The sequence below is a fragment of the Rahnella bruchi genome (genome assembly GCF_003614975.1).
In the GTDB taxonomy this organism is placed as follows: Bacteria; Pseudomonadota; Gammaproteobacteria; order Enterobacterales; family Enterobacteriaceae; genus Rahnella; species Rahnella bruchi.
The window spans coordinates 14,412-27,115 of record NZ_QZWI01000028.1 but is presented as its reverse complement, the minus strand read 5'-3'; the positions used below and the strand labels follow the sequence as shown (position 1 = coordinate 27,115).

The 12,704-nt window shown below is 50.1% G+C and carries 9 protein-coding genes; all 9 read left to right on the top strand.

What is annotated here, in order from left to right:
• Positions 1–68, top strand: a 68-nt coding sequence (locus tag D5398_RS25870; RefSeq protein ID WP_130634147.1) for an EF-Tu C-terminal domain-related protein, incomplete at its 5' end; no start/stop codon positions are given.
• 253 nt (positions 69–321) lie between these two features.
• The gene (gene secE / locus D5398_RS24545; RefSeq protein ID WP_034794996.1) at positions 322–705 is read left to right on the top strand and encodes a preprotein translocase subunit SecE; all 384 of its coding nucleotides are present in this window, start codon (positions 322–324) and stop codon (positions 703–705) included.
• Complete coding sequence (nusG, locus tag D5398_RS24540; protein ID WP_009639145.1) at positions 706–1,251, top strand: transcription termination/antitermination protein NusG; 546 nt, start codon at positions 706–708, stop codon at positions 1,249–1,251.
• Between the two features lie 178 nt (positions 1,252–1,429).
• Positions 1,430–1,858, top strand: coding sequence for a 50S ribosomal protein L11 (gene rplK / locus D5398_RS24535; RefSeq protein WP_120135112.1), 429 nt, complete (start codon positions 1,430–1,432; stop codon positions 1,856–1,858).
• A gap of 3 nt (positions 1,859–1,861) precedes the next feature.
• On the top strand, positions 1,862–2,566 hold the full coding sequence (rplA, locus tag D5398_RS24530) for a 50S ribosomal protein L1 (protein WP_095924284.1): 705 nt from the start codon (positions 1,862–1,864) through the stop codon (positions 2,564–2,566).
• A gap of 337 nt (positions 2,567–2,903) precedes the next feature.
• Entirely contained in the window at positions 2,904–3,401 is a 498-nt protein-coding gene (gene rplJ / locus D5398_RS24525; protein ID WP_013577411.1) for a 50S ribosomal protein L10, read from the top strand.
• A 66-nt stretch (positions 3,402–3,467) separates the two neighbouring features.
• Positions 3,468–3,833, top strand: a complete 366-nt coding sequence (gene rplL, locus D5398_RS24520) for a 50S ribosomal protein L7/L12 (RefSeq protein ID WP_013577410.1) — start codon at positions 3,468–3,470, stop codon at positions 3,831–3,833.
• A gap of 332 nt (positions 3,834–4,165) precedes the next feature.
• Entirely contained in the window at positions 4,166–8,194 is a 4,029-nt protein-coding gene (rpoB, locus tag D5398_RS24515; RefSeq protein WP_120135115.1) for a DNA-directed RNA polymerase subunit beta, read from the top strand.
• Between the two features lie 91 nt (positions 8,195–8,285).
• Positions 8,286–12,506, top strand: coding sequence for a DNA-directed RNA polymerase subunit beta' (rpoC, locus tag D5398_RS24510; RefSeq protein ID WP_120135116.1), 4,221 nt, complete (start codon positions 8,286–8,288; stop codon positions 12,504–12,506).
• Positions 12,507–12,704: the final 198 nt, after the last annotated feature.

Sequence of the window (12,704 nt, the reverse complement as noted above, 5' to 3'; positions counted from 1 at the left end):
TGCGTTTCGCAATCCGTGAAGGCGGCCGTACTGTAGGTGCTGGTGTTGTTGCTAAAGTTATCGCTTAATCGCTGATAGTTTTTTGTCACTATTCGTTGACGCAATACACACTAAAAGGGCATCATTCGATGCCCTTTTTTCTACGCTGTGGCGCTAGAACCTATCTCATCAGCGATTTTTACGTCATAATCACTGGTGAGATAGGCTCTGAGATATAGCGTAAAACACCGAATTGCGCTCAAGTAGAGCATCGATCGGTTTGGTTTGCCTCGCAATGCGAGGCAAAGTTGTTTGTTCTGAATCATTGTGACGGGTTGGTTTATGAGTGCGAATACCGAGGCTCAAGGGAGCGGGCGCGGCCTGGAAGCGGTAAAGTGGCTGGTTGTTGCCGTTTTGTTGGTTGTAGCTATTGTCGGTAACTATTATTACCGTGCATACAGCCTGCCGTTACGCGCGTTAGCCGTAGTAGTTATTATCGCAATTGCGGGTGCAGTGGCTTTATTGACCACTAAAGGCAAGGCGACAGTCGCGTTTGCTCGTGAAGCGCGTACTGAAGTACGTAAAGTCATTTGGCCAACGCGCCAGGAAACATTGCATACCACACTGATCGTTGCTGCGGTGACTGCCGTTATGTCTCTGATTCTGTGGGGGCTGGATGGTATTTTAGTCCGCCTGGTATCTTTCATTACTGGCTTGAGGTTCTAAATGTCTGAAGCACCTAAAAAACGTTGGTACGTCGTTCAGGCGTTTTCTGGCTTTGAAGGCCGCGTAGCGCAATCGCTGCGTGAGCACATCAAATTACATGACATGGAAGAACTGTTTGGTGAAGTCATGGTTCCAACCGAAGAAGTGGTTGAGATCCGTGGTGGCCAGCGCCGTAAAAGTGAACGTAAATTCTTCCCGGGTTATGTGCTGGTACAGATGGTAATGAATGACGCCAGCTGGCACTTAGTTCGCAGCGTTCCTCGTGTAATGGGCTTCATTGGCGGAACGTCAGATCGTCCTGCACCAATCAGCGATAAAGAAGTTGATGCGATCATGAATCGCCTGCAACAAGTGGGTGATAAGCCACGTCCGAAAACATTGTTTGAACCAGGTGAACTGGTACGTGTTAACGACGGTCCGTTTGCGGACTTCAATGGTGTGGTCGAAGAAGTTGATTACGAGAAAAGCCGCCTGAAAGTGTCTGTATCCATATTTGGCCGTGCAACACCGGTTGAACTGGACTTCGGTCAGGTTGAAAAAGGCTAACAACAGCTTTCTAAATATTCATTAGAACAGATGTTGTACAAGGCGCGAAATTGAACTATAATTTCGCGCCTTTTGTTTTTATGTGCAGCCTCTGCACATAAATTATAAAGAACAAAGTACTGTAAATAACGGGGAGCCTCTTCAAACAGGCGATATTACCCAAACGAGGATATTTACCATGGCCAAGAAAGTACAAGCCTACGTCAAGCTGCAAGTTTCAGCTGGTATGGCAAACCCAAGTCCGCCAGTTGGTCCAGCTCTGGGTCAACAAGGCGTGAACATCATGGAATTCTGTAAGGCGTTCAATGCTAAGACTGATAGCATGGAAAAAGGCCTGCCAATTCCTGTTGTTATTACTGTTTATTCTGACCGTTCTTTCACCTTCATTACCAAAACCCCTCCTGCAGCAGTACTGCTGAAGAAAGCGGCTGGTATCAAGTCTGGTTCCGGCAAGCCGAACAAAGACAAAGTGGGTAAAGTAACGAGTGCTCAGGTTCGTGAAATCGCAGAAACCAAAGCTGCGGACATGACTGGTTCTGACGTTGAAGCGATGACTCGCTCCATCGAAGGTACTGCTCGTTCCATGGGCCTGGTAGTGGAGGATTAATAAATGGCTAAGCTGACCAAGCGCATGCGCGTGATCCGTGACAAAGTTGATGCTACTAAACAGTATGACATCACCGAAGCCGTTGCTCTGCTCAAAGAGCTGGCCACTGCTAAATTCGTAGAAAGCGTTGACGTTGCTGTTAACCTCGGCATCGACGCTCGTAAATCTGATCAAAACGTTCGCGGCGCAACCGTACTGCCACACGGCACCGGTCGTTCTGTTCGCGTTGCCGTCTTCACCCAAGGTGCAAACGCTGAAGCTGCTAAAGCTGCAGGCGCTGAGCTGGTAGGTATGGAAGATCTGGCAGACATGATCAAGAAAGGCGAAATGAACTTCGACGTTGTTATCGCATCTCCAGATGCAATGCGCGTTGTTGGCCAATTAGGTCAGGTTCTGGGCCCACGCGGTCTGATGCCTAACCCGAAAGTTGGTACTGTAACTCCTAACGTTGCTGAAGCGGTTAAGAACGCTAAAGCGGGTCAGGTTCGTTACCGTAACGACAAAAACGGCATCATCCATACCACTATCGGTAAGGTTGATTTCGAATCCGACAAGCTGAAAGAAAACCTGGAAGCTCTGTTGGTCGCTCTGAAAAAAGCGAAGCCTTCTCAGGCAAAAGGCGTTTTCATCAAGAAAGTAAGCCTGTCCACTACAATGGGCGCTGGTCTTTCTGTTGATCAAAGCGGCCTGAGCGCAACAGTTAACTAATTAACTGCTGACGTTTATCGCTTTACGCGGGCGATAGATTTGTCTAGAATCTATGGCCCGTTGTTTCGTTAATGCGAAACCAAGATTTTTCGGTTGGAGCCTGGCCTATCCAGGCCTCCGTCCAAGACCGCAGGTGCTCTGAAAAGGGCTTAATCCTTCCTGCGTAGACGGTGACAGAGCCTGAAGAAAATATTTCTTTGTCTTTTTTATAAAGAATTAAGATTTGTCTTTGCTGGATTCTCTGCTCACCGTGTTTGAACGCTTGATATCGATTCTCGATAACAAGTGATGTGAGTTCCGGGGATTTTCCCCGGCTAAATCCAGGAGCAAAAAGCTAATGGCATTAAATCTTCAAGACAAACAAGCGATTGTTGCTGAAGTCATCGAAGTAGCCAAAGGCGCGCTGTCTGCGGTTGTTGCGGATTCCCGTGGCGTAACTGTAGATAAAATGACTGAACTGCGTAAAGCAGGTCGTGAAGCTGGCGTTTACATGCGTGTTGTTCGTAACACCTTGATGCGTCGCGTCGTAGAAGGTACTCAGTTTGAGTGCCTGAAAGACACGTTTGTCGGTCCAACCTTGATTGCATTCTCTACTGAACACCCAGGCGCTGCTGCCCGTCTGTTCAAAGATTTCGCTAAAGCGAATGCAAAATTTGAGGTTAAAGCTGCGGCCTTTGAAGGTGAGTTTATCTCTGCGGCTCAAATTGACCGCTTGGCAACTCTGCCTACTTACGAAGAAGCAATCGCACGCCTGATGGCAACCATGAAAGAAGCCTCTGCAGGCAAATTGGTTCGCACTCTGGCTGCTGTACGCGATCAGAAAGAAGCTGCTTAATCAGCCTTTCTTTTCTCGTTCATTTGCTTACGTATACACTATTTCTGAATTCTAGGAACACTTGAAATGTCAATCACTAAAGAACAAATCATTGAAGGCGTTGCAGCTCTGTCTGTAATGGAAATCGTTGAACTGATCTCCGCTATGGAAGAAAAATTCGGCGTTTCTGCTGCTGCTGCTGTTGCAGGTCCTGCTGCTGCTGCTGAAGCTGTTGAAGAAAAAACTGAGTTCGACGTTGTTCTGGCCGCTGTTGGCGCGAACAAAGTTGCAGTTATCAAAGCTGTTCGTACCGCAACTGGCCTGGGTCTGAAAGAAGCTAAAGACCTGGTTGAGTCTGCTCCAGCAGCTCTGAAAGAAGGCATCAGCAAAGACGACGCTGAAGCTCTGAAAAAATCTCTGGAAGAAGCTGGTGCTTCTGTTGAAGTTAAGTAAGTTTAACTTCCCGGAGTGCAGTCTGTCCTAACAGACTGATGGCTGGTGACTTTTTAGTCACCAGCCTTTTTGCGCTATAGAGTGTCAGTGGTGTTTCACACTGTTTGAGCACTGAACTACTCTAATATCTCTTTCTATAGACGCCTTAATATATTGATGCCCCTTGCTGTAGCTCATCTACAGATAACGCACAACGAAATGATTTAAGAGTGGTAGAAAACAGATATGGCGGGAAGCGTTTCTGCTTTCCGGTCGACATAAACGGTGTTGCATGAACTGTCCTTCTCAGGGCAGACAAGATTGGGTCACTGATCAGCGAGCTGAGGAACCCTATGGTTTACTCCTATACCGAGAAAAAACGCATTCGTAAGGATTTTGGTAAACGTCCACAAGTTCTGGACATTCCATATCTCCTTTCTATCCAGCTTGACTCGTTCCAGAAGTTTATCGAGCAAGATCCGGAAGGCCAATACGGGCTGGAAGCTGCATTCCGTTCTGTATTCCCTATAAAGAGCTACAGCGGTAACTCTGAGCTGCAATACGTTAGCTACCGTCTTGGTGAGCCTGTATTCGACGTTAAAGAATGCCAGATCCGTGGTGTGACGTTCTCCGCGCCACTGCGCGTGAAACTGCGCCTGGTAATCTACGAACGTGAAGCGCCAGAAGGTACGGTCAAAGACATCAAGGAACAAGAAGTCTATATGGGCGAAATTCCGCTCATGACCGAAAATGGTACCTTTGTGATTAACGGTACTGAGAGGGTTATCGTATCTCAGCTGCACCGTAGTCCGGGCGTATTCTTCGACAGCGATAAGGGTAAAACCCATTCATCGGGTAAAGTGCTCTATAACGCACGTATCATCCCTTACCGCGGTTCATGGTTAGATTTCGAGTTTGACCCGAAAGACAACCTGTTTGTGCGTATTGACCGTCGCCGTAAATTGCCTGCGACCATCATTCTGCGTGCATTAAATTACACGACTGAACAGATCCTTGACCTGTTCTTTGACAAGGTGACTTACCAGATCCGCGACAATAAGTTGCAGATGGAGCTGGTACCTGAGCGCCTGCGTGGTGAAACAGCTTCCTTTGATATCGAAGCTGACGGCAAAGTCTATGTAGAAAAAGGCCGCCGCATCACTGCCCGTCATATTCGTCAGCTTGAAAAAGACGAAATTCAGCGCATCGAAGTTCCTGTTGAGTACATCGCAGGGAAAGTAGTCTCTAAAGACTACATCGACACCAATACCGGTGAGCTGATCGTCCCGGCTAACATGGAATTGTCTCTGGATCTGCTGGCTAAGCTCAGCCAGTCCGGTCACAAAACCATTGAAACGCTGTTCACCAACGACCTCGATCATGGCGCGTACATGTCCGAGACCATTCGCGTCGACCCAACCAGCGATCGCCTGAGCGCACTGGTTGAGATCTATCGAATGATGCGTCCTGGTGAGCCACCAACGCGTGAAGCGGCTGAAAGCCTGTTCGAGAACTTGTTCTTCTCTGAAGATCGTTACGACCTGTCTGCTGTTGGTCGTATGAAGTTCAACCGTTCTCTGCTGCGTGATGAAATCGAAGGTTCAGGTATCCTGAGCAAAGACGACATCATCCAGGTCATGATTAAACTGATCGGGATTCGTAACGGCCAGGGCGAAGTGGATGATATCGACCACTTGGGCAACCGTCGTATTCGTTCCGTCGGTGAAATGGCTGAAAACCAATTCCGTGTAGGGTTGGTTCGTGTTGAGCGTGCTGTTAAAGAGCGTCTGTCTCTTGGCGACCTCGACACTCTGATGCCTCAGGACATGATCAACGCGAAGCCGATTTCGGCCGCGGTGAAAGAGTTCTTCGGCTCAAGCCAGCTGTCACAATTTATGGACCAGAACAACCCGTTGTCTGAGATCACGCACAAACGTCGTATCTCTGCATTGGGCCCGGGCGGTTTGACCCGTGAGCGTGCTGGCTTTGAAGTTCGAGACGTACACCCGACTCACTACGGTCGCGTATGTCCAATCGAAACGCCAGAAGGTCCAAACATCGGTCTGATCAACTCCTTGTCTGTGTATGCACAGACCAATGAGTATGGTTTCCTGGAAACCCCTTACCGCCGTGTGCGTGAAGGTATGGTTACCGATGAAATTAACTACCTGTCTGCCATCGAAGAAGGCAACTTTGTTATCGCTCAGGCGAACTCCAACCTGGATGACGAAGGCCACTTCCTGGAAGATTTAGTCACTTGTCGTAGCAAAGGCGAATCAAGCCTGTTTAGCCGCGATCAGGTTGACTACATGGACGTTTCCACCCAGCAGATCGTTTCTGTTGGTGCATCTCTGATTCCATTCCTGGAACACGATGACGCCAACCGTGCATTGATGGGTGCGAACATGCAACGTCAGGCTGTTCCTACTCTGCGTGCTGATAAGCCGCTGGTGGGTACAGGTATGGAACGTGCGGTTGCGGTTGACTCCGGTGTTACAGCCGTAGCGAAACGTGGCGGTATTGTTCAGTACGTGGATGCATCCCGTATCGTTATTCGTGTTAACGAAGAAGAGATGTACCCGGGCGAAGCAGGTATCGACATTTATAACCTGACCAAATATACCCGTTCTAACCAGAACACCTGCATCAACCAGATGCCGTGTGTGAATCTGGGCGAACCTATCGAGCGCGGCGACGTGCTGGCAGATGGTCCGTCAACAGATCTGGGCGAACTGGCACTGGGTCAGAACATGCGTGTCGCGTTCATGCCTTGGAACGGTTACAACTTCGAAGACTCCATCTTAGTCTCCGAACGTGTTGTGCAGGAAGACCGCTTCACGACCATCCATATTCAGGAACTGGCATGTGTGTCCCGTGACACCAAGCTGGGGCCGGAAGAGATCACCGCTGACATCCCTAACGTGGGTGAAGCTGCGCTCTCCAAACTGGATGAATCCGGTATCGTTTATATCGGTGCTGAAGTGACCGGCGGTGATATTCTGGTTGGTAAGGTAACGCCTAAAGGCGAAACCCAACTGACGCCAGAAGAGAAACTGTTGCGTGCGATCTTCGGTGAGAAAGCGTCTGACGTTAAAGACTCTTCTCTGCGTGTACCAAACGGCGTTTCCGGTACGATTATTGACGTGCAGGTCTTTACCCGCGATGGCGTGGAAAAAGACAAGCGTGCGTTAGAAATCGAAGAAATGCAGCTGAAGCAGGCTAAGAAAGACCTGACTGAAGAGCTGCAGATCCTGGAAGCTGGTCTGTTTGCACGTATCCAGTCTGCGCTGGTTGCTGGCGGTGTTGAAGCTGACAAGCTGGGCAAATTGCCTCGCGATCGTTGGTTAGAACTGTCACTGACTGACGAAGACAAACAGAATCAGTTGGAACAGCTTGCTGAACAGTACGACGAACTGAAATCTGAGTTTGAGAAAAAACTCGAAGCTAAGCGTCGTAAAATCACTCAGGGCGATGATCTGGCACCAGGTGTGCTGAAAATCGTTAAAGTGTATTTGGCCGTTAAACGTCAAATCCAGCCTGGTGACAAGATGGCAGGCCGCCACGGTAACAAAGGTGTTATCTCCAAGATCAACCCGATCGAAGATATGCCTTACGATGAAAACGGGACTCCTGTTGATATCGTACTGAACCCGCTGGGCGTTCCATCACGTATGAACATTGGTCAGATTTTGGAAACCCACCTGGGTATGGCCGCGAAAGGTATTGGTGAAAAGATCAATGCCATGCTGAAGAAACACGAAGAAGTTTCTAAGCTGCGCGAGTTCATCCAGCGTGCCTATGATCTGGGCGACGACGTACGTCAGAAAGTTGATCTGAACACCTTCACCGATGACGAAGTACTGCGTCTGGCTGAGAACCTGAAAAAAGGTATGCCAATCGCGACACCAGTCTTCGACGGTGCGAAAGAGACAGAGATTAAGCAACTGCTTGAAATGGGCGGAGTCCCAACCTCTGGTCAGATCACACTGTTTGACGGCCGTACCGGCGAGCAATTTGAGCGTCAGGTTACCGTCGGCTACATGTACATGCTGAAACTGAACCACCTTGTTGACGATAAGATGCACGCGCGTTCTACCGGTTCTTACAGCCTTGTTACTCAGCAGCCGCTGGGTGGTAAAGCTCAGTTCGGTGGTCAGCGCTTCGGTGAGATGGAAGTGTGGGCACTGGAAGCATACGGTGCCGCCTATACCCTGCAGGAAATGCTGACTGTTAAGTCCGATGACGTGAACGGCCGTACTAAGATGTATAAAAACATCGTAGATGGCGATCATCGTATGGAACCAGGCATGCCGGAATCCTTCAACGTACTGTTGAAAGAAATCCGTTCTCTGGGTATCAACATCGAGCTGGAAGACGAGTAAGCACTCGAATTCGCACTGATCACAGGGGCACCTGCCTGTTAATCAATACAGATCAGGTGCCTAACAGGTCTAACCCGACGGGAGCCAATCCGTGAAAGACTTACTAAAGTTTCTGAAAGCGCAAACTAAGACCGAAGAGTTTGATGCGATCAAAATTGCTCTGGCATCGCCAGACATGATCCGTTCTTGGTCTTTTGGTGAAGTTAAGAAGCCAGAAACCATTAACTACCGTACGTTCAAACCAGAACGTGACGGCCTTTTCTGTGCCCGTATCTTCGGACCAGTAAAAGACTACGAATGCCTGTGCGGTAAGTACAAGCGTTTAAAACATCGCGGCGTGATCTGCGAGAAGTGCGGCGTTGAAGTGACCCAGACTAAAGTACGCCGTGAGCGTATGGGCCACATCGAACTGGCTTCCCCGACTGCACACATCTGGTTCCTGAAATCGCTGCCATCGCGCATCGGTTTGCTGCTGGATATGCCACTGCGTGACATCGAACGTGTTCTGTACTTCGAATCCTATGTGGTTATCGAAGGCGGCATGACTAACCTCGAAAAACGCCAGATCCTGACTGAAGAGCAGTATCTGGATGCGTTGGAAGAGTTTGGTGATGAGTTCGACGCGAAGATGGGTGCGGAAGCAATTCAGGCTCTGTTGAAAAACATGGACCTGGAAGCAGAGTGCGAGCAGCTGCGTGAAGAGTTGAACGAAACCAACTCCGAAACCAAACGTAAGAAGCTGACCAAGCGTATCAAGCTGCTGGAAGCGTTCGTTCAGTCTGGTAACAAACCAGAGTGGATGATCCTGACCGTGCTGCCGGTACTGCCACCAGACTTGCGTCCATTGGTTCCGTTGGACGGCGGCCGTTTCGCAACGTCAGATCTGAATGATCTGTATCGTCGCGTTATCAACCGTAACAACCGTCTGAAACGCCTGCTTGATCTGGCTGCGCCAGACATCATCGTACGTAACGAAAAACGTATGCTGCAAGAAGCGGTAGATGCTTTGCTGGATAACGGCCGTCGCGGTCGTGCTATCACCGGCTCTAACAAGCGTCCGCTGAAATCTCTGGCAGACATGATCAAAGGTAAACAGGGTCGTTTCCGTCAGAACTTGCTGGGTAAACGTGTCGACTACTCTGGTCGTTCCGTTATCACCGTAGGTCCATACCTGCGTCTGCACCAGTGTGGTTTGCCGAAGAAAATGGCACTGGAACTGTTCAAACCGTTCATTTACGGCAAGCTGGAACTGCGTGGCCTGGCCACCACCATCAAAGCCGCGAAGAAAATGGTTGAGCGCGAAGAAGCTGTCGTTTGGGATATCCTGGACGAAGTTATCCGCGAACACCCGGTACTGCTGAACCGTGCACCAACCCTGCACCGTTTGGGTATTCAGGCGTTTGAACCGGTTCTGATCGAAGGTAAAGCAATTCAGCTGCACCCGCTGGTTTGTGCGGCATATAACGCCGACTTCGATGGTGACCAGATGGCTGTTCACGTACCGTTGACGCTGGAAGCTCAGCTGGAAGCGCGTGCGTTGATGATGTCTACTAACAACATCCTGTCACCTGCGAACGGCGAGCCAATCATCGTTCCTTCTCAGGACGTTGTATTGGGTCTGTATTATATGACCCGTGACTGTGTTAACGCCAAAGGCGAAGGCATGGTTCTGACCGGTCCTAAAGAAGCTGAGCGTATTTACCGCGCCGGTTTGGCCTCTCTGCATGCGCGCGTCAAAGTGCGTATTACTGAAGAGATCAAAAACACCGAAGGCGAAGTTACGCACAAGACGTCGATTATCGACACGACTGTCGGTCGCGCCATCCTTTGGATGATCGTACCTAAAGGTCTGCCGTTCTCTATCGTCAACCAGCCTCTGGGCAAAAAAGCTATCTCCAAAATGCTGAACACTTGTTACCGCATTTTGGGCCTGAAGCCGACCGTTATTTTTGCTGACCAGATCATGTACACCGGTTTTGCTTACGCTGCCCGTTCAGGCGCGTCAGTAGGTATCGATGACATGGTAATCCCTGCGAAGAAAGCAGAGATCATTGAAGAAGCAGAAACCGAAGTTGCTGAAATCCAGGAACAGTTCCAGTCTGGTCTGGTAACTGCTGGCGAACGCTATAACAAAGTGATCGACATCTGGGCTGCGGCCAACGAACGTGTTGCTAAGGCAATGATGGAAAACTTGTCTGTTGAAGACGTCGTCAACCGTGACGGTGTTGTTGAACAGCAGGTTTCCTTCAACAGTATCTTTATGATGGCCGACTCCGGTGCGCGTGGTTCTGCTGCACAGATTCGTCAGCTGGCCGGTATGCGTGGCCTGATGGCTAAGCCGGATGGTTCCATCATTGAAACGCCAATCACCGCGAACTTCCGTGAAGGTCTGAACGTACTCCAGTACTTCATCTCTACTCACGGTGCTCGTAAAGGCTTGGCGGATACCGCACTGAAAACTGCGAACTCCGGTTATCTGACCCGTCGTCTGGTTGACGTCGCGCAGGATCTGGTAGTGACCGAAGACGACTGTGGTACTCACGAAGGCATCATGATGACTCCGGTCATCGAAGGTGGCGACGTTAAAGAACCACTGCGCGAACGTGTATTGGGTCGTGTGACTGCCGAAGATATCATCAAGCCGGGTACGGCTGATATCCTGGTTCCACGTAACACCCTGCTTCACGAGAAGACGTGTGATCTGTTAGAAGAAAACTCTGTCGACAGCGTGAAAGTACGTTCAGTCGTAAGTTGCGAAACTGACTTTGGTGTGTGTGCAAACTGCTACGGTCGCGACCTGGCACGTGGTCACATCATCAACAAAGGTGAAGCGATCGGTGTTATCGCAGCACAGTCAATCGGTGAGCCGGGTACCCAGCTGACGATGCGTACGTTCCACATCGGTGGTGCGGCATCTCGTGCGGCAGCGGAATCCAGCATCCAGGTTAAGAACACGGGTACCATTAAGCTGAGCAACCACAAGCACGTTAGCAACTCTAACGGCAAACTGGTCATCACTTCCCGTAACACTGAGCTGAAACTGATCGACGAATTCGGTCGTACCAAAGAAAGCTATAAAGTGCCTTACGGTTCCGTGATGGGCAAAGGCGATGGCGCATCAGTTAACGGCGGCGAAACCGTTGCTAACTGGGATCCGCACACAATGCCAGTTATCAGTGAAGTGAGTGGTTTCATTCGCTTTGCCGATATGGTGGATACTCAGACCATCACACGCCAGACCGACGACCTGACCGGTTTGTCTTCTCTGGTAGTTCTGGACTCTGCAGAGCGTACCGGTAGCGGTAAAGATCTGCGTCCGGCACTGAAAATCGTTGACGCTAAAGGCGACGACGTATTGATTCCAGGTACTGATATGCCTGCTCAATACTTCCTGCCAGGTAAAGCGATTGTTCAGCTGGAAGATGGTACTCAGATCCACTCTGGTGACACCCTGGCGCGTATTCCTCAGGAATCCGGCGGTACCAAGGACATCACCGGTGGTCTGCCACGCGTTGCTGACCTGTTCGAAGCACGTCGTCCGAAAGAGCCTGCAATCCTTGCTGAAATCAGCGGGATCATCTCCTTCGGTAAAGAAACTAAAGGCAAACGTCGTCTGGTAATTTCTCCGTTAGATGGCAGCGATGCTTACGAAGAAATGATCCCTAAATGGCGTCAGCTGAACGTGTTCGAAGGCGAAGTTGTGGAACGTGGTGACGTCGTATCCGACGGCCCTGAGTCTCCGCACGACATCTTGCGTTTACGTGGTGTTCACGCGGTTACCCGCTACATCACCAACGAAGTGCAGGAAGTTTACCGTCTGCAAGGCGTTAAGATTAACGATAAACACATCGAAGTTATCGTTCGTCAGATGTTGCGTAAAGGCACCATCGTTAGCGCTGGTGGCACAGACTTCCTGGAAGGCGAGCAGGCAGAAATGTCTCGCGTTAAAATCGCTAACCGTAAGCTGGAAGCTGAAGGCAAAATCACGGCAACATTCAGCCGTGACCTGCTCGGTATCACCAAGGCATCACTGGCGACCGAATCCTTCATCTCTGCTGCGTCGTTCCAGGAAACCACGCGTGTTCTTACTGAAGCGGCTGTTGCCGGTAAACGTGATGAGCTGCGTGGCCTGAAAGAGAACGTTATCGTTGGCCGTCTGATCCCAGCCGGTACCGGTTACGCTTATCACCAGGATCGTGCACGCCGTAAAGCACAGGGCGAAGTGCCAGTTGTACCGCAAGTCAGCGCGGATGAAGCAACGGCTAACCTGGCTGAACTGCTGAACGCAGGTTTCGGTAACAGCGACGATTAATCGTCTTCTGTCGAAACGCATAAAACCGCTCCTTCGGGGGCGGTTTTTTTTTGCCTGAATTTGGCAATTGAGAAGGGAAAGAATGAGGAGCCGAAACAGGGAACTGGACGATAACCTGTTCCGGCTGGTTGGAAGCAGCGCCGGGATGAGTGGCGCCGGCCATCTGCGGATGTGCAGCGGCAAAAGCACAGTAATGCC